Origin of the sequence: Angustibacter sp. Root456 (genome assembly GCF_001426435.1) — a bacterium.
GTDB lineage: Bacteria > Actinomycetota > Actinomycetes > Actinomycetales > Angustibacteraceae > Angustibacter.
In genome coordinates, this window is the sequence record NZ_LMER01000014.1 from 33,467 (window position 1) to 50,637 (window position 17,171).

Below are 17,171 nucleotides of genomic sequence, written 5' to 3' on the forward strand. Positions count from 1 at the left end.
CGGCCGCCACTAGACTCGACCGCATGAGCGAGCAGCCGCAGGCGGACGCCCCCCAACCCCCCGGGGACGCGTCGAGCGACGACGTCGCCGCCGATCTGACGGCGGTGGACGCCGACGCGCTGGACGCCGACGCGGTGGACGCCGACGCGGTGGACGCCGACGCGCTGGACCTCGACGCGCTGCCCTCGGGAGCCAAGGGCGCCGTCGAGGCCGTGCTGATGGTCGTCGAGGAGCCGGTGACCGAGCTGGCCCTCGCCGAGGCGTTGGCGCTGCCGCCGCAGCAGGTCGCCGACCTGCTGCGCGAGCTCGCGGCCGAGTACGACCAGGGCGGCCGAGGCTTCGAGCTGCGCGAGGTCGCCGGTGGGTGGCGGGTGTTCAGCCGCGCCGACTACGCGCCGGTGGTCGAGCGGTTCGTCGTGGGCGGCCAGCAGGCCCGCCTCACCCAGGCCGCACTCGAGACCCTCGCCGTCGTGGCCTACCGCCAGCCGGTGAGCCGCGCGCGGGTCAGCGCCGTGCGCGGCGTCAACGTCGACGGCGTCATGCGCACCCTGGTGGCGCGCGGCCTCGTGCAGGAGCAGGGCACCGACCACGAGTCAGGCGCGATCCTGTACTCCACCACCGGCTACTTCCTGGAGCGCCTGGGCCTGACCAGCGTCGACGAGCTGCCGGCCCTCGCGCCGTACCTGCCCGAGATCGATGTGCTCGACGAGCTGAGCGAGGGAGCGTCGCTGTGAGCGGCACGCCGCGCCGGGGCGCTCGCCGTCCGGCCCAGACCCGTGGCCCGGCCCGTCGGCCGGCCCGCCGTCAGGCCCCCGTGCCGGAGGTGCCGGTCGACGTCCACGACGCCGACGGCGTGCGGCTGCAGAAGGTGCTCGCCCAGGCGGGCGTGGGCAGCCGCCGCGCGTGCGAGGCCCTCATCGCCGCAGGGCGCGTGCAGGTCGACGGGCACGTCGTGGTCGAGCAAGGTGTGCGCATCGACCCGAGCCGGCAGGTGGTGCACGTCGACGGCGTGCGCGTGCAGCTCGACGAGGAGAAGACCTACCTGGCGTTCAACAAGCCGGCCGGCGTGGTGTCCACCATGAGCGACGAGCAGGGCCGCGTGTCGCTCGGGGACTTCATGTCCGAACGCCAGGAGCGGCTGTTCCACGTGGGCCGGCTGGACTCCGAGACCGAGGGACTGATCCTGCTGACGAACGACGGCGAGCTGGCGCACCGCCTGCAGCACCCGTCGTACGGCGTGGCCAAGACCTACCTGGCCGAGGTGCCCGGCCCGGTGGCGCGCGACGTCGGCAAGAGCCTACGCGCCGGCATCGAGCTCGACGACGGCCCGGCCCGGGTCGACAGCTTCCGGCTGATCGACAGCCAGCCCGGCAAGGCGCTGGTCGAGGTGATCCTGCACGAGGGACGCAAGCACATCGTGCGTCGCCTGCTCGAGGCCGTGGGTCACCCGGTGGAGCGGCTCGTGCGCGTGCAGGTCGGCCCGATCCACCTGGGCGACCTGCGTCCCGGTCGATGGCGCGTGCTCACCCGCACGGAGGTCGGCCAGCTCTTCACGGCGGCTGGGCTGTAGCCGATGGCGGTGCGAGCCATCCGTGGCGCGATCCAGCTCGACGTCGACGAGCGCGAGCACCTGCTCGCCTCGACGCGCGAGCTGGTGGGCGAGGTGATGCGGGCCAACGCGCTGTCGTCCGAGCAGCTGATCTCGATCATCTTCACGGTCACGGCCGACCTGCGTTCGGAGTTTCCCGCCGTCGCCGCTCGCGAGCTCGGCCTGGGCGACGTACCACTGCTGTGCACCGTCGAGATCGATGTCCCCGGGTCGTTGCCGCGGGTGGTGCGGCTCATGGCGCACGCCGAGCTCGACGTCCCGCGGGCGCAGGTGCAGCACGTGTACCTGCGCGGCGCCACCGCGCTGCGCCTGGACATCGCGCAGTGAGCGGCGCGCTGGGCACGGTCCGCGTCGTCGGCACCGGGCTGGTCGGCACCAGCCTGGCCCTGGCCCTGCGCGCCAAGGGAGTCGACACGGTGCTGTGGGATCCCTCACCCAGCGCGGTGGCCCTGTCGCGTGACCTCGGGGCCGGCCGCTTCGCCGCAGCGGACGACGAGGTGGCGCTGGTGGTGGTGGCTGCACCGCCGGACGTCGTCGCGGACGTCGTGGCGAGCGAGCTGGCCACTCACCCGCAGGCGGTGGTCACCGACGTCGCGAGCGTCAAGGCTCAGCCGCTGCGACAGCTCACCGCGCGCGGCGTCGACGTCTCCCGCTACGTCGGCGGCCACCCCCTGGCCGGTCGAGAGCGGTCCGGCGCCGTCGCGGCCCGGGCCGACCTGTTCACCGGCCGCCCGTGGGTGCTCACGCCCGCTGCGTCGACCGACCCTGAGGCGGTCGAGCTCGTGCGGCGCGTCGTCGAGCTCACCGGCGCGGTGGTCACCCAGATGCCAGCGGACGAGCACGACGAGGCGGTAGCGGTGGTCTCGCACGTGCCGCAGGTGGCGGCGAGCCTGGTGGCGGCCCGACTGCGTGAGGTCCCCGAACCGTCGGTCGCGCTGGCCGGTCAGGGTCTGCGCGACGTCACGCGCATCGCGGCGAGCGACCCGCAGCTGTGGACCCAGATCCTCGCGGGCAACGCGGCGGCCGTGGCGCGAGCGCTGCACGCCCTGCGCGACGACCTCGACGTGGTGATCGCCGCGGTCGACGCCCTCGGCGCCGACTCCGGCGCCGAGGCCCCCGGAGCGCGCGCAGCCGTCGCCCGGGTCGTCGCGGCGGGCAACGAGGGGCACGCTCGTATTCCGGGCAAGCACGGCAGCGCGCCGACGGCGTACACGCCGGTCGTCGTGCTGGTGCCCGACCGTCCTGGCGAGCTGGCTCGGCTGCTGCAGGCCGTCGGTGACGCAGGGGTCAACCTCGAGGACCTGCGCCTGGAGCACAGCGAGGGGCGGCCGATGGCGCTGGCCGAGATCGACGTGCTGCCCGCGGCCGCGGCGGGCCTCGCGGGGTCCCTGCGAGCAGGCGGCTGGACCGTCCACCTGTGATCCTCGACTACTCTGGGTCGTTCTGTCGTTCTGCAAGGAGTCCTGCGTGCCCCCCTCAGCGTCACTGGTCGTCGCCGTCGACGGGCCGAGCGGCTCCGGCAAGTCCAGCGTCTCGCGCCGGGTCGCCCAGCGCTTCGGGTTGGCGTACCTCGACACCGGTGCGATGTACCGCGCGCTGACCTGGTGGTGCCTGGAGCGCGGCGTCGACCTGCACGACCAGGCCGCCGTCACGGCCACCCTGGACGCCCTGCCCCTGGCGATGGGTACGGACCCGTCAGCCCCGCACGTCACCGTGGCCGGTCACGACGTCGGCGCCGCGATCCGCGAGACGCGCGTGAGCGAGCAGGTGAGCGCCGTGGCTACCAACCTCGACGTGCGGGCGCGCATGCGCGACCTGCAGCGCGCGCTGATCGCCGCCGACGCGCGCGGCACGGTGGCCGAGGGGCGCGACATCACGACCGTCGTCGCGCCGGACGCCGACGTCCGGGTGCTCCTCACCGCCAGCGAGCAGGCCCGGCTCGAGCGCCGCGCCCGCGAGCTGCACGGGCACGCCGAGGCGCACGCCGTGGAGGCCACCCGCGACCAGGTCGTGCGCCGCGACCGCGACGACTCCACCGTGTCGCAGTTCGTCGAGGCGGCGGACGGCGTCGTCACCATCGACTCCTCGAGCCTGACGCTGGAGCAGGTGGTCGACGCGGTGAGCGCGCTGATCACCGAGCGCACGGGCCGCAGGCCCCAGGCCGTGGCGCCGTGAACCACGGGGTGCACCTGGGCGCCGCGAGCGGCCGGCGCATCGGCAAGCTGCTGTTCAGCTCCGTCTACCGCAGCACGACCCTCGACGCCTGGCGGGTGCCGACGACCGGTCCGGTGCTCCTGGCCTCCAACCACACGAGCTTCCTCGACGGGCCGCTGGTGTTCGGCCTGGCGCCGCGACCCGTGCACTTCCTGGTCAAGACCGAGATGTTCCACGGGCTGACCGGATGGTTCCTCGACCGGTTCGGGCAGATCCCCGTCGACCGCAGCGGCGTCGACCGCAGCGCGCTGCACAGCGCACTCGGTGTGCTGCAGGCGGGGGGAGCGGTCGGGGTCTTTCCCGAGGGCGCGCGCGGCACGGGTGACGTGGCGGCCGTGCACGAGGGCATCACGTGGCTGGCCATGCGCAGCGGCGCCCCGGTGGTGCCGGTGGCCTGCCTCGGCACGCGCGTGGCCGGTGACGAGGTCGGGCGCCCGCCCCGGCCGCTGCACCGTGTGGCGGTGGCGTTCGGTGACCCCGTCAGCCTGCACGCACCGGCCGGCGTCGCCCGCCGGGTCGCGAGCCGGGAGCTGACCGAGCAGCTGCGACTTACCCTGGCCGGGCACGTCCGCGACAGCTCGCGGCGCCTCGGCATCGCCCTGCACTCGACGCTGCCGCAGCATCTCCCGCAGCAGCGTCCCGGCGCGATCCCGCGCCCGGGCGACCACCACCGAGCGGGCCTGGAGGACGCATCATGAGCCACCCGACCGACGACCAGCCCGACGAGCAGCCGGACGAGATGGTCGCCACGGGGCTGCGGGCCGGCCTCGACGACTACGACCTGAGCGACGAGGACCTGAGCCTGCTGCAGCGCGGTGACGGCGACGACCTGGGTCTGGCGCCGCAGGGGCCGCTGCCGGTGCTCGCGGTCGTCGGGCGTCCCAACGTCGGCAAGTCGACCCTGGTCAACCGCATCCTCGGCCGCCGAGAGGCCGTGGTCGAGGACGTGCCGGGCGTCACGCGTGACCGCGTCACCTACGAGGCGGAGTGGTCGGGGCGGCGTTTCCTGCTCGTCGACACCGGCGGGTGGGAGCGTGACGTCACGGGCATCCACCTGCGGGTGGCCGAGCAGGCCGAGATCGCCATCGAGCTCGCGGACGCCGTCCTGTTCGTGGTCGACGCCACGGTGGGCGCCACCGACACCGACGAGGCGGTCGTGCGCGTGCTGCGGCGCTCCGGCAAGCCGGTCGTGCTGGCCGCCAACAAGGTCGACGACGCACGCACCGAGGCCGACGCCGCGATGCTCTGGTCGCTGGGTCTGGGTGAGCCGCAGCCGGTGTCGGCGCTGCACGGGCGGGGGAGCGGCGACATGCTCGACGCCGTGCTCGCGGTGCTGCCCGAGCAGTCGGCCGTGGGCGGCCAGTACGCCGAGGGCGGCCCACGCCGCGTGGCCCTGGTCGGTCGCCCGAACGTCGGCAAGTCCAGCCTGCTCAACAAGGCCGTCGGTAGCGAGCGGGTCGTCGTCGACGACGTCGCCGGCACGACGCGCGACCCCGTCGACGAGCTCGTGGAGCTGGGCGGCCGCATCTGGCGGTTCGTCGACACCGCCGGCATCCGCAGGCGGGTGCACCAGACGCGTGGGGCCGACTTCTACGCGTCCCTGCGCACGCAGACGGCGCTGGAGAAGGCGGAGGTGGCCGTCGTCCTCATCGACGCCGGCACGCCCATCACCGAGCAGGACGTGCGCGTCGTCCAGCAGGTCATCGACGCCGGCCGCGCGCTCGTGATCGCCTACAACAAGTGGGACACCATCGACGAGGAGCGCCGGTACTACCTCGAGCGCGAGATCGAGACCGAGCTGGTGCAGGTGCAGTGGGCGCCGCGGGTCAACATCTCTGCGCTGACCGGACGCCACCTCGACCGGCTGGTGCCCGCGCTCGACCAGGCCCTGGAGTCGTGGGACAGCCGCGTGCCCACCGGCCGGCTGAACACGTTCATGGGTGAGCTGGTCGCTGCCCACCCGCACCCGGTGCGCGGTGGCAAGCAGCCCCGCGTGCTGTTCGCGACGCAGGCCTCCACCCGGCCGCCTCGCTTCGTCGTGTTCGCCAGCGGCTTCCTGGAGGCGGGGTACCGCCGCTTCATCGAGCGTCGGCTGCGCGAGACCTTCGGTTTCGTCGGGACGCCCATCGAGGTGAGCGTGCGGGTGCGCGAGAAGCGTCGCAAGTAGGCCGCCTCACGCGCTCGTGGCCCGGCTCAGGCCAGCTGGCGACGACTGTGCTTGTCGGCGTACATCAGCCGGTCGGCGTCGCTCAGGACGTCGCCCACGGTCTGCTCGTAGGCCGCCTGGACGATGCCCACGCTGAGCCCGACCCGGACCTCGTCATCTGGTGACTCGACGGCGGTGCGCAGCCGGTCGACGACGATCGGCTGCGCGTGCGGCTGGAGGTCCTCGCAGAGCACGACGAACTCGTCGCCGCCCCAGCGGGCGACGGTGTCGCCCTCGCGCACCACCGCGGCGAGGCGCTGGGCGACCGCGACGATCGTCTGGTCGCCGACGTCGTGGCCGTAGCGGTCGTTGACCGACTTGAAGCCGTCGAGGTCGCAGAAGAAGAGGGTCGGCATCACACCCGAGCGGCGTCCTCGACCCAGTGCCAGCTCGAGGTGGTCGAGCAACGTGCGGCGGTTCGCCAACCCCGTGAGCGGGTCGTGACGGGCGTAGTGGTCGACCTCGGCCAGGACGTCGACCAGCTGGGCGTGCTGGCGACGCAGCTCGAACAGCTGCTCGACCTGCGTGGCGAGGTCGCGCAGGGCCGCGAGCTGACCGTCGTCGAGTCGGCGCGCCGACGGGTCGGTGACGCACAGCGTGCCCACGGCGAACCCGGCGTTGTCGTGCACCGGCACCCCGCAGTACAGCCGGACGACGTCGATCACGCCGGTGACGAACGGGTTGGCCGCGAAGCGGGAGTCGACTCGAGCGTCCGGGACGTGCACGAGCTCGTCGACGGACACCGTGACGTCGCACATGGACTGCGCGCGGGGCACCTCGCCGCGCTCGCCTCCGCAGACGGCAGCCTGCCACTGCCGATCGGTGTCGACGAGGTTGATCGCCGCGTACGGCGCCCCGGCGATGTAGGCGGCGAGCCGGGCGATCGCGTCGAGGTCGGGGGCCGGCGGCTGGTCGAGAACGCCCAGTCGGTGGAGCGCCGCCACGCGGGCGGCGTCATCGGACAACACGGGTCCGCGCACGGCAGAGACCTCCGCAGGCTCGAGGGGACCCTTCAAGCCTCGGCGCGGTCAGGGCCGATCTTGACGCTCGGCCGCTCGATGTTTTGTCGCCGTTCGATGATTTGTCGGGATGACAGGATTTGAACCTGCGACCCCCTGACCCCCAGTCAGGTGCGCTACCAAGCTGCGCCACATCCCGAATCCGTTCGCCCGTGGGCGAACGAAGGAAATGCTATCGCACCCCGACACCGGTCCAGGCCGCGGTTCGGCGGGCCGTCGCCCCCACAGGCCCGGCGACCACTTAGGCTCAGTGCGTGACTGACCAGGCCACGACCCCGCCGGAGCGCGAGCACTCCGTGCCGGGTACCAGCGACCGCGTGCTCACGGTGCCCAACGTGCTGTCCGCCCTGCGGCTCGTCGGCGTGCCGGTGTTCGTGTGGCTCATCCTCAGCGAGCGCGACGGGTGGGCGCTGGTCGTCCTGATGCTCTCGGGCGTCACCGACTACCTCGATGGCAAGATCGCGCGCCGCTTCAACCTGGTGTCCAAGGTGGGGGCGCTGCTCGACCCGATCGCCGACCGCCTCTACATCCTCACGACCCTGCTGGGTCTGGCGTGGCGCGACATCATCCCGTGGTGGCTCGTCGCGGTGCTGCTCGGCCGCGAGCTGTTCGGCGCCGCCGTCCTGCTGTGGGTGCGCCGGTACGGTTACGGGTCGCTGCCCGTGCACTTCGTCGGCAAGGCGGGCACGTTCAACCTCCTCTACGCGTTCCCGTTGCTGCTGCTCGCGGACGGCGAGTCGGCGCTCGCGCACGTCGCCCGACCGATCGCCTGGGGCTTCGTGTGGTGGGGTACCGCCCTGTACTGGGTCGCCGGGGTGCTGTACGCGGTGCAGGCCGCCGGGCTGGTGCGTGCGCGTCGCCAGGTGGCCGCGTGAGCGCGCGTCCCGCAGCACCGCGCCGGCAGAGCGAGTCGGCCCGCCGTCCGGACGCCTCCATGACCTTGCTGCTCGAGGTGATGACCCGCCCGCTGGACCCCGGCTACGAAGCCGCCGCCGAACGCCGGCGCGTTCTCGGCACGCAGGACGACGCGGGCGCCCGCGCACGCAGCGCCCTCGCCGTCCTGGCGCTCATCGCCGTGGGGCTGCTCCTGGCGACGGCGTGGTGGCAGACCCGCGGCACCCGTCCTGCCGGCGTCATCGCGCGCGACCAGCTCGCCGCTGAGATCCAGCGCCAGGACGCCGCAGCGGGTCGGCTGCAGCAACAGAACGCCGCGCTCGTGGCCCAGATCGAGGCGGAGCGCTCGCGCCAGCTGCAGCTGTCCGCGCAGAGCGGCCTGGCCGAGCAGGTCACGACCCTCGGCCTGGTGACGGGGGCGACGGCGGCGTCGGGTCCGGGGATCGTCGTCACCGTGAACGACGCGGAGGCCGCCTCAGGGTCCGGCGACGGCAGCAACCCGCGCGCGCAGCAGAACGCCGACGACGGCCGCGTGCTCGACCAGGACCTGCAGCTCGTGGTGAACGGTCTGTGGGACGCGGGGGCCGAGGCGATGGCGATCAACGGCCAGCGGCTCACGGCCCTGTCAGCGATCCGGTCGGCCGGGCAGGCGATCCTGGTGGACTACCGACCGTTGTCACCGCCGTACAAGATCTCGGCCATCGGCGACCCGCAGAAGCTGCAGTCGCGGTTCATGAACGGCGCCGGTGGCCGCGACCTGCAGTACCTCAAGGACAACTTCGGCATCCGCTTCGACCTGACGTCCTCCAGCCGGCTCACCCTGCCGGCCAGCGCGGGCCTCACCACCCGTCGAGCCAAGGCGCTCGAGCGCTCGACCACCAGCAGCTCGACCACCAGCAGCTCGACCACCAGCAGCTCGAGCACCTCGAGCTCCGACTCGTCCGGCACCCGCGCCAGCACCCGTTCGACCCAGGAGACCCCGTGATCCCCGCCCTTGGCCTCGTCGTCGGCGTCGTCCTCGGCTTCGTCCTGCACCCGACCGTGCCCGTGTGGATGCAGCCGTACCTGCCGATCGCGGTGGTCGCGGCGCTCGACGCGGTCTTCGGGGGCCTGCGCGCCCTGCTCGACGGCATCTTCGACGACAAGGTGTTCGTCGTGTCGTTCTTGTCGAACGTCTTCGTCGCGGCGTTCATCGTCTACCTCGGTGACCAGCTGGGTGTCGGCTCCCAGCTGTCGACCGGCGTGGTCGTCGTCCTGGGCATCCGCATCTTCTCCAACGTCGCCGCGATCCGCCGGCACCTGTTTCGCGCATGAGCGGCACCGACGACGAGCTGAGGCCGCACGGTCGGCACGAGGTGGCGTCCGGATCGGTGCCCGGGCGCACCTGGAGCGCGCTGCGCCGAGCCATGCAGCCTCGGGCGAGCCGGGCCCAGCTGCTGGCGACCGCGCTGGTGGCCGCCCTCGGCTTCGCGCTGGTGGCCCAGATCACCCAGCGCGACGAGCAGGCGCTCACCGGCCTGCGGCAGAGCGACCTGGTGCAGATCCTCGACAACATCGCCGACCGCCGCGACCGGTTGGCGGCCGAGCAGTCGGACCTGGAGGCCGAGCGCCGCGACCTCACCTCGGGCTCGGCCGGATCGCAGGCGGCCATCGACGCCGCCCAGGAGCGTCTGGACGCGCTCGGCGTGCTCGCGGGCACCGTGGCAGCGGAGGGCACCGGCGTCCAGGTCTTCATCAGCGACCCGCAGGGGGAGGTGCGCGCGGCGCGGATCCTCGACCTCGTGCAGGAGCTGCGGGACGCCGGCGCCGAAGCCATCCAGGTCGGCACGGCGCGCGTCGTGGCCACCACGGCGTTCACCGACGTCCCCGGGGGAGTGGCCGTCGACGGCGACAAGCAGACGGCGCCGTACACGATCCTCGCCATCGGCGACAGCCAGACCATGGCCACCGCGCTCGAGATTCCCGGCGGGGTCCTGGCCAGCCTCCCGGAGGGTGCGCGAGGTACCGTCGCGGCCAAGGAAGAGGTGCAGATCACTGCCTTGCGACCGGTTCCGACCCCTCGTTACGCTCAGCCGGCCGTGACACCGACCGCGACGCGCTGAGCCGCAGCCGTTCGTCCCTACCCACCGTGCACTCGAGACGCGAGGACCCATGAGCGCGAACGACTTCCCCGACGACCTCAGCTACACCGCCGAGCACGAGTGGGTGCGGCGCGGGGCCGACGGTGCGGTGCGCGTCGGCATCACGGCCTACGCGCAGGACGCGCTCGGCGACGTGGTGTTCGTGACGCTGCCCGAGGTGGGTAGCGACGTCACGCCCGGCTCGGCCTGCGGCGAGGTGGAGTCCACCAAGTCGGTGAGCGACATCTTCGCCCCTGTTGCGGGCACCGTGTCGGCGCGTAACGACGCGCTGGACGCCAACCCCGAGCTCGTCAACAGCGACCCGTACGGGCAGGGCTGGATGTTCGAGGTGCGGCCCAGTGACCCGGCGGCGCTCGACGGCCTGATGGACGCCGCGGCCTACCAGGCCCAGCTCGGCTGACCACCCGCCCGACCTGACGCGGCGCGGATTCCGCGCTGCCACCGGGTGAGCGTCGTCGCTCACCCTGCAGTTCAGGGTTGGGCTGTGGCAGTCTGGACCCGCGCACCCCCGGATGCCTGCCGAGGGGCGACAGATGACTCGAGGGAGTAGCGCCATGCCGGACGAGCAGGACCGCCCCACGGTCCAGCCGCAGCAGCCCGCCGAGCCGCCGGACGCCACCACGATGCACCTGTCCGCGATCGGCTCGGGGCCGGACGAACGAGCCACCGAGGTCGGCGAGCCGGCCGCCGGTGAGCCGGGGGCTCCGGCCGCCGTCGAGCCGGGCACCGTCGCCTCGCTGCGAGCGGGCACCGCCTTGCTGCGGGTCGACCACGGACCCAACGCGGGCTCGCGCTTCCTGCTCGACGGCGACGTCACGACCGTCGGGAGGCACCCGAGCAGCGACATCTTCCTCGACGACGTCACCGTCTCGCGCAAGCACGCGGAGTTCCGCCGGGAGGGCACGGCCTTCAGCGTCCGCGACGTCGGCAGCCTCAACGGCACGTACGTCAACCGGCAGCGGATCGACGCCAGCCCGCTCGCCACGGGCGACGAGGTGCAGATCGGCAAGTTCCGGCTCGTCGTGATGCTGGGCGAGGCCGAATGAGCCCTGCGGTCTCGCGCCGCGACTCGACCATGAGCATCGGGGAGGTCCTGGCGCAGCTGAGCCCGGACTTTCCCGACGTCAGCGTCTCCAAGATCCGGCTGTGGGAGAGCGAGGGCCTCGTCGAGCCCGCACGCACACCGTCGGGATACCGCAAGTTCACGCACGAGGACGTCGAGCGGCTGCGGTACGCCATGACGCTGCAGCGCGACCAGTTCTGGCCGCTGCGCAAGATCCGTGACCACCTCGACGCCGTCTCGCGCGGGGCCGAGGAGCTGCTGGTCGGAGCCACCGGGCCCCGCGCGGCGCGGCCGGCCGACGGCGGCGAGGGTTCGGGGCTGGAGGACCTGCTGCGGCGCGGCGGCCGCGTGCGGCTGTCGGCGGCCGAGCTGTGCACGCGCGCCGGGATCGATGCCGACGAGCTGGAGTCGCTCGTCGGCTTCGGGCTGCTGCAGCCGAGCGTCGCGGGCTGGTACGACGAGACCGCCCTGGTCATCGCCACGGCCGCGGCCGAGCTGGCCGGCTTCGGCATCGAGGCGCGCCACCTGCGCGCGTTCCGCACGGCTGCCGACCGCGAGGTCGGACTGGTCGAGCAGGTCGTCAGCCCCCTGCGCGGCGGGCGGGCGGACTCCGCGCGTGCCCGGGCCGACGACACCGCGCGCGAGATCACGGCGGTGGCCCTGCGGCTGCACGCCGCGCTGGTGCGCGCCGGCCTGGCCCGCGCGGGCCTGGGCTGAGCCGCCACCCGTCGTCGGCGCGTTCGCCGTCGGCGCGGCGGGGTACGGTGAAGACGTGCGAGAGGTCGAGGTCGTCGGAGTCCGGGTCGAGCTGCCCAACAACCAGCCCATCGTGCTGCTGCGTGAGAGCGGTGGTGACCTGTACCTGCCGATCTGGATCGGTGCCGCGGAGGCCACGGCTATCGCGTACGCCCAGCAGGGCGTCGTCCCGCCCCGTCCGCTGACCCACGACCTGTTCAAGGACGTGCTCGAGGCGCTGGGTCGCCAGCTCGAGGAGGTGCGCATCGTCGCGGTCCGCGACGGCGTGTTCTACGCGAGCCTGGTGTTCGACGGGGGAGTCGAGGTCAGCTCGCGCTCGTCAGACGCCATCGCCCTGGCGCTGCGCACGGGCACCCGGATCGTGGCGGCAGACGAGGTGCTCGACGACGAAGGCGTCCCGGTGCCCGACGAGCAGGAGGACGAGGTCGAGAAGTTCCGGGAGTTCCTCGACCAGATCTCGCCCGACGACTTCGAGCAGGGTGGAGGCGCCGAGCCGGGCGCAGCGCCCGGTCCGACCGAACCCTGAACCTGAGACTGAGACTTCGTCGGCGTGCCGTCGCGACACGCCGACGTGCGTGACCCTCGACCTGTGATTGACGGGCGCCTGCGCGAGGCCTACCGTCGAAGACGAACGCCCCCCTTGTAGTTCCACCGATGTCGTCTCGACCCGGCCGGAGCTCTTCCCCCGGTGGGGCGCCGATGACGGAGGTCGACGTGACCAGCTCAGGCGACGCCACGCAGCAGCCCGCCCGACGCGTGCCCGAGCAGGCGCAGGGCCTGCTGTTCACCGACGACCTGCCGGTGCTGCCCGTCGACGCCGGCTACCGAGGGCCCACAGCGTGCGGCGCGGCGGGGATCACCTACCGTCAGCTCGACTACTGGGCGCGCACCGGGCTCGTCGAGCCGTCGGTGCGCGGCGCGAGCGGCTCCGGCAGCCAGCGGCTGTACAGCTTCCGCGACATCCTCGTGCTGAAGATCGTCAAGCGGCTCCTCGACACCGGCGTCTCGCTGCAGCAGATCCGCACCGCCGTCGAGCACCTGCGCGAGCGCGGCGTCGACGACCTGGCGCAGATCACCCTCATGAGCGACGGTGCGAGCGTCTACGAGTGCACCTCGGCCGACGAGGTCATCGACCTGGTGCAGGGTGGCCAGGGCGTGTTCGGCATCGCCGTCGGGCGCGTGTGGCGCGAGGTCGAGGGAGAGCTCGCCCAGCTGCCCAGCGAGCGCCCGGACGACGTCGGCGCCGACCACCCGCACGACGAGCTCTCGGCGCGCCGGCGCAACCGCGCTGCCGGATAGGTCCCGACGGCGTCGCCGCTCGTATATCCTGGCGGGGCCATCGACCCTGCGTGGGAGAGTCCCCGGCGCGCCAGCCGCGCCGGGGCGCCGAAGGGGCAATTCTCCCCGGAACCTCTCAGGCGCCCAGGACCACGCGGAAGAGGCGACTCTGGAGCGCGGCCTGCGCCGGGTGACAGAGGGGGAGGTCCGTGTCACGTCGCCGGCAGCGGTCGGCCCACGTCAGGAGCCTCCAGATGACCCCTTCGTCCCTCGGTGCCGTCCCGTTCGTCGACCGGCACGTCGGTCCGGACGGCGACGCCGTCCAGTCCATGCTGCAGGTGGTGGGCTACGCCTCGCTCGAGGAGCTCGTCACCGCTGCGGTGCCGGAGTCGATCCGGATGGGCGAGCGCCTCGGCCTCCACGACGGCCGCAGCGAGCCGGAGGTGATCGCTGAGCTGCGTGAGCTGGCCGCGCGAAACACCGTCGCGACGTCGATGATCGGGCAGGGCTACTACGGCACCCACGTGCCGGCGGTGGTTCAGCGCAACGTGCTCGAGAACCCCGCCTGGTACACGGCCTACACGCCGTACCAGCCGGAGATCTCGCAGGGGCGGCTGGAGGCGCTGCTGAACTTCCAGACCGTCGTCTGCGACCTGTCCGGCCTGCAGACGGCGAACTCCTCGCTGCTCGACGAGGCCACGGCGGCGGCCGAGGCGATGACGTTGATGCGGCGGGCCGCCAAGGTGGGGCCCGAGGCGGCGCTGGTCGTGGACGAGGACGTCTTCGTGCAGACGCACGCCGTCATCGCCACGCGCGCTGAGCCACTCGGCCTCGACGTCGTGCGGGCCTCGTTGGCGGGCGACGACCCCGCAGCCGCGCTGGACGCCGCGCTCGAGGGGCGTGAGGCCTTCGGGGTGATCGTGCAGTACCCCTCGGCGAGCGGTCGGGTCGCCGACCTCACGCGCCTGATCGAGGTCGTGCACGAGCGGGGTGGGTTGGTGACCGTGGCCGCCGATCTGCTCGCGCTCACCCTGCTGCGCGCGCCGGGGGAGATGGGCGCCGACATCGCGGTGGGTACGAGTCAGCGCTTCGGCGTCCCGATGGGCTTCGGCGGACCGCACGCCGGCTACATGGCGGTGCGCGCGGGCCTCGAGCGCAACCTGCCGGGCCGGCTCGTCGGCGTCTCCGTCGACGCCGCCGGGGACCCGGCGTACCGCCTCGCCCTGCAGACCCGAGAGCAGCACATCCGCCGCGAGAAGGCCACGAGCAACATCTGCACCGCGCAGGTGCTGCTGGCGGTGATGGCCTCGATGTACGCCGTCTACCACGGCCCTGAGGGGCTCGCGGCGATCGCCCGCGGGGTGCACCGTCGGGCCGTCGCCTTGGCCCAGACGCTGGGCGCGATCGAGGGCGTCGAGGTCGTGCACACCGAGGTGTTCGACACGCTCCTGCTGTCGGTGCCGGGCCGTGCCGATCAGGTCGTGGCCGCGGCGGCCGCCCGCGGGGTCAACCTGTGGCGGGTCGACGACGATCACGTGAGCGTCAGCTGCGACGAGACCACGACCGATGAGCAGCTCGGCGCCGTCGTGGCCGCTTTCGGAGGCGGACAGGGGGCGGTGAGCCCGGCGTCCGACGACGCCATCGCCGAGCGCGTCCGGCGCACCACGCCGTTCCTCAGCCACCCGGTGTTCCACCAGCACCGCAGCGAGACGGCCATGCTTCGGTACCTGCGCCGCCTGGCTGACCTCGACTACGCGCTCGACCGGGGCATGATCCCGCTCGGCTCGTGCACGATGAAGCTCAACGCGACCACTGAGATGGCGGCCGTGACCTGGCCGGAGTTCTCCGGGCTGCACCCGTTCGCGCCGCGCGAGCAGGTGCAGGGCATGGTCGAGCTCATCCGCCAGCTCGAGCGCTGGCTGGTCGAGGTCACGGGCTACGACGCGGTGTCGCTGCAGCCCAACGCGGGTTCGCAGGGTGAGCTCGCCGGCCTGCTCGCGATCCGCGCCTACCACCGGGCGCGCGGGGAGGGTGAGCGCCGGGTCGTGCTGATCCCGGCCTCGGCCCACGGCACGAACGCCGCGAGCGCGGTGATGGCGGGACTGAAGGTCGTCGTGGTCAAGACCGCAGCAGGCGGCGACATCGACATGGACGACCTGCGCGCCCAGGTCGAGGCGCACCGCGACGACCTCGCGGGGATCATGGTCACCTACCCCTCGACGCACGGCGTGTTCGAGGACACCATCACCGAGCTGTGCGCCCTGGTGCACGACGCAGGCGGACAGGTCTACGTCGACGGCGCGAACCTCAACGCGCTGGTCGGGCTGGCTCGACCGGGCCGGTTCGGTGCCGACGTCTCGCACCTGAACCTGCACAAGACCTTCTGCATCCCACACGGTGGTGGCGGGCCCGGGGTCGGACCGGTGGCGGTGCGCTCGCACCTGGCGCCGTACCTGCCGAGCCACCCCCTCGTCGACGACGCGTCCCCCGGCTCGAGCGTGGGCCCGGTGTCGGCGGCGCCGTTCGGGTCGGCGTCCATCTTGCCGATCAGCTGGGCGTACGTGCGCCTCATGGGTGGGCCCGGCCTGCGTCGGGCGACCCAGGTCGCCGTGCTGTCGGCGAACTACGTGGCCGCGCGCCTGCGCGAGCACTACCCGGTGCTCTACAGCGGACACGATGGCCTGGTGGCGCACGAGTGCATCCTCGACCTGCGCGAGATCACCAAGCGCACGGGCATCACCGTCGACGACGTCGCCAAGCGGCTGATCGACTACGGCTTCCACGCCCCGACGATGTCGTTCCCCGTGGCAGGCACGCTGATGGTCGAGCCCACGGAGAGCGAGGACCTCGTCGAGCTCGACCGCTTCTGCGAGGCGATGATCGCCATCAAGGGTGAGATCGACGCCGTGGCCTCGGGCACCTGGCCGGCCGATGACAACCCCCTGCGCGGCGCCCCGCACACCGCCCTGTCGGTCGCGGGCAAGTGGGAGCACGCGTACACGCGGGAGGAGGCGGCCTACCCCCGCGGGGTCGAGGCGCGCGGCAAGTACTGGCCGCCCGTGCGGCGCATCGACGGCGCGTACGGCGACCGGCACCTCGTGTGCTCCTGCCCGCCGCCCGAGGCGTTTGAGGACTGAGCGAGAGCGGCGGCGCGCTCACCGGGCCGGTGAGCGCGCCGCCGACCGCCCCCGTCTCGGGCGGGTGCGGCTCAGTGGCTGAGCGCCGGGCTCTTGTCGCTGGAGCGCTGGGTCGGGAAGCGGGCCGCGAACCCGTAGGCCCACAAGGCGTTGACGTTGCGGCGCTCGGTGCTGTTCGGGTACGGGTTGGTGCACGACGGGCCGGGGCCACCGCCGGACATCAGCTCGCTGCAGGGGCCGCTGTAGTGGTCGGGCAGCCCGAGCACGTGACCCGTCTCGTGAGCCACGATGCGCAGTGGGGCGTACCGCTGAGCCTGGCTGTAGTCGATGAGGATGTAGCCGTGGCCGTGGCCGTCGGTGCTCGCGTACGAGCCCCGTGAGTCACTGCCCTCGTAGTAGGTCAGGTCGGCCGGGTAGCCCCGCACCAGGCGCACGTTGCTCACGCTGGAGTTCCAGATCGAGGCGCTCTGCGCGATCTCGTAGGCGAACGACGGCGCGTTCGAGGCGTCGTAGTACACGACGGCGGCCGCCGCGGTCTGCCGCCCGCTGCGCGGCGTCGCGTCCAGCTGGTTCGCCTGGGCCTTGAGGGCCTGAGCGAGCTGCCGGCGCAGCCGCGTGTTCTGCGCGTCGTCCTGGCTTCCCGGGGTGTAGGCGTGGCGGGACGACTGGGCCGCGGACGAGGTCGACGCGGCGGTAGCGGCGGTGGTCGTCGGCGCCCCCGAGGCGACGACGGCGCCGGCCGCGAGTCCGGCGGCGACCGCCAGCAGGCGGGCGCGTACTGACCTGGTGCGTGATGTCATGCGATACCTCCGTAGACGTCGGTGGGATGTCCACCGAGTCCTTCCTACGGTGTA

General features: G+C 73.0%; 19 protein-coding genes, 1 tRNA gene and 1 riboswitch. Of the genes, 17 read left to right on the plus strand and 3 right to left on the minus strand.

The features are described 5' to 3' along the window. Positions 1-23: 23 nt before the first annotated feature. The 7 genes from scpB to der are packed head-to-tail and all read left to right on the plus strand — an operon-like array spanning position 24 to position 5,990. Positions 24-734, plus strand: a complete 711-nt coding sequence (gene scpB, locus ASD06_RS19275; RefSeq protein WP_056674278.1) for an SMC-Scp complex subunit ScpB — start codon at positions 24-26, stop codon at positions 732-734. Beyond that, positions 731-1,570, plus strand: a complete 840-nt coding sequence (locus tag ASD06_RS19280) for a pseudouridine synthase (RefSeq protein WP_056674279.1) — start codon at positions 731-733, stop codon at positions 1,568-1,570. The genes scpB and ASD06_RS19280 overlap by 4 nt, the downstream gene beginning before the upstream one ends. A 3-nt stretch (positions 1,571-1,573) precedes the next feature. Then, a complete protein-coding gene (gene aroH / locus ASD06_RS05335) occupies positions 1,574-1,936 on the plus strand; it encodes a chorismate mutase (RefSeq protein WP_056674282.1) in 363 nt (120 codons plus the stop codon). Beyond that, the gene (locus tag ASD06_RS05340) at positions 1,933-3,030 is read left to right on the plus strand and encodes a prephenate dehydrogenase (protein ID WP_056674285.1); all 1,098 of its coding nucleotides are present in this window, start codon (positions 1,933-1,935) and stop codon (positions 3,028-3,030) included. The genes aroH and ASD06_RS05340 overlap by 4 nt, the downstream gene beginning before the upstream one ends. Positions 3,031-3,076: 46 nt before the next feature. Continuing rightward, a complete protein-coding gene (gene cmk, locus ASD06_RS05345) occupies positions 3,077-3,784 on the plus strand; it encodes a (d)CMP kinase (RefSeq protein WP_056674287.1) in 708 nt (235 codons plus the stop codon). Next, on the plus strand, positions 3,781-4,521 hold the full coding sequence (locus tag ASD06_RS05350; RefSeq protein ID WP_082537739.1) for a 1-acyl-sn-glycerol-3-phosphate acyltransferase: 741 nt from the start codon (positions 3,781-3,783) through the stop codon (positions 4,519-4,521). Before cmk ends, ASD06_RS05350 begins: the two co-directional genes overlap by 4 nt. Next, entirely contained in the window at positions 4,518-5,990 is a 1,473-nt protein-coding gene (gene der / locus ASD06_RS05355) for a ribosome biogenesis GTPase Der (protein ID WP_056674290.1), read from the plus strand. Before ASD06_RS05350 ends, der begins: the two co-directional genes overlap by 4 nt. 26 nt (positions 5,991-6,016) lie before the next feature. On the opposite strand, the gene ASD06_RS05360 is transcribed toward der, so the two are convergent. Together ASD06_RS05360 and ASD06_RS05365 are read right to left on the minus strand one after the other, a co-directional pair. Continuing rightward, entirely contained in the window at positions 6,017-7,009 is a 993-nt protein-coding gene (locus tag ASD06_RS05360; protein WP_056674294.1) for a diguanylate cyclase, read from the minus strand. A 104-nt stretch (positions 7,010-7,113) separates the two neighbouring features. Beyond that, positions 7,114-7,187: transfer RNA gene (locus tag ASD06_RS05365), tRNA-Pro, on the minus strand. Between the two features lie 115 nt (positions 7,188-7,302). On the opposite strand from ASD06_RS05365, the gene ASD06_RS05370 reads away from it, so the two are divergent. The 10 genes from ASD06_RS05370 to gcvP all read left to right on the plus strand — a co-directional run bounded on the left by ASD06_RS05370 (position 7,303) and on the right by gcvP (position 16,317). Beyond that, the gene (locus tag ASD06_RS05370) at positions 7,303-7,923 is read left to right on the plus strand and encodes a CDP-alcohol phosphatidyltransferase family protein (RefSeq protein ID WP_235502228.1); all 621 of its coding nucleotides are present in this window, start codon (positions 7,303-7,305) and stop codon (positions 7,921-7,923) included. Then, on the plus strand, positions 7,920-8,927 hold the full coding sequence (locus ASD06_RS05375; protein ID WP_056674295.1) for a DUF881 domain-containing protein: 1,008 nt from the start codon (positions 7,920-7,922) through the stop codon (positions 8,925-8,927). Before ASD06_RS05370 ends, ASD06_RS05375 begins: the two co-directional genes overlap by 4 nt. Next, a complete protein-coding gene (locus ASD06_RS05380; protein ID WP_056674298.1) occupies positions 8,924-9,256 on the plus strand; it encodes a small basic family protein in 333 nt (110 codons plus the stop codon). Before ASD06_RS05375 ends, ASD06_RS05380 begins: the two co-directional genes overlap by 4 nt. Further along, positions 9,253-10,044 (plus strand): DUF881 domain-containing protein, encoded by a 792-nt coding sequence (locus ASD06_RS05385; RefSeq protein ID WP_056674301.1) that lies wholly within the window; start codon positions 9,253-9,255, stop codon positions 10,042-10,044. Before ASD06_RS05380 ends, ASD06_RS05385 begins: the two co-directional genes overlap by 4 nt. A gap of 49 nt (positions 10,045-10,093) precedes the next feature. Next, positions 10,094-10,483 carry a glycine cleavage system protein GcvH gene (gene gcvH / locus ASD06_RS05390; protein ID WP_056674302.1) on the plus strand — a complete coding sequence of 130 codons (390 nt, stop codon included), beginning with the start codon at positions 10,094-10,096 and terminating at the stop codon, positions 10,481-10,483. A 154-nt stretch (positions 10,484-10,637) separates the two neighbouring features. After that, entirely contained in the window at positions 10,638-11,129 is a 492-nt protein-coding gene (locus ASD06_RS19825) for an FHA domain-containing protein (protein ID WP_304438670.1), read from the plus strand. Continuing rightward, on the plus strand, positions 11,126-11,863 hold the full coding sequence (locus ASD06_RS05400; RefSeq protein ID WP_056674307.1) for a MerR family transcriptional regulator: 738 nt from the start codon (positions 11,126-11,128) through the stop codon (positions 11,861-11,863). Before ASD06_RS19825 ends, ASD06_RS05400 begins: the two co-directional genes overlap by 4 nt. Before the next feature lie 55 nt (positions 11,864-11,918). Next, positions 11,919-12,428, plus strand: a complete 510-nt coding sequence (locus tag ASD06_RS05405) for a bifunctional nuclease family protein (protein ID WP_056674310.1) — start codon at positions 11,919-11,921, stop codon at positions 12,426-12,428. Positions 12,429-12,601: 173 nt separating this feature from the next. Continuing rightward, positions 12,602-13,201 (plus strand): MerR family transcriptional regulator, encoded by a 600-nt coding sequence (locus tag ASD06_RS05410; protein WP_056674313.1) that lies wholly within the window; start codon positions 12,602-12,604, stop codon positions 13,199-13,201. Positions 13,202-13,242: 41 nt separating this feature from the next. Further along, positions 13,243-13,343: riboswitch (glycine riboswitch) on the plus strand. A 91-nt stretch (positions 13,344-13,434) separates the two neighbouring features. Then, positions 13,435-16,317, plus strand: a complete 2,883-nt coding sequence (gene gcvP, locus ASD06_RS05415) for an aminomethyl-transferring glycine dehydrogenase (protein ID WP_056674316.1) — start codon at positions 13,435-13,437, stop codon at positions 16,315-16,317. Positions 16,318-16,388: 71 nt separating this feature from the next. Here gcvP and ASD06_RS05420 read toward each other — a convergent pair whose 3' ends face one another. Further along, a complete protein-coding gene (locus ASD06_RS05420; protein WP_056674319.1) occupies positions 16,389-17,117 on the minus strand; it encodes a snapalysin family zinc-dependent metalloprotease in 729 nt (242 codons plus the stop codon). Positions 17,118-17,171 lie beyond the last annotated feature (54 nt).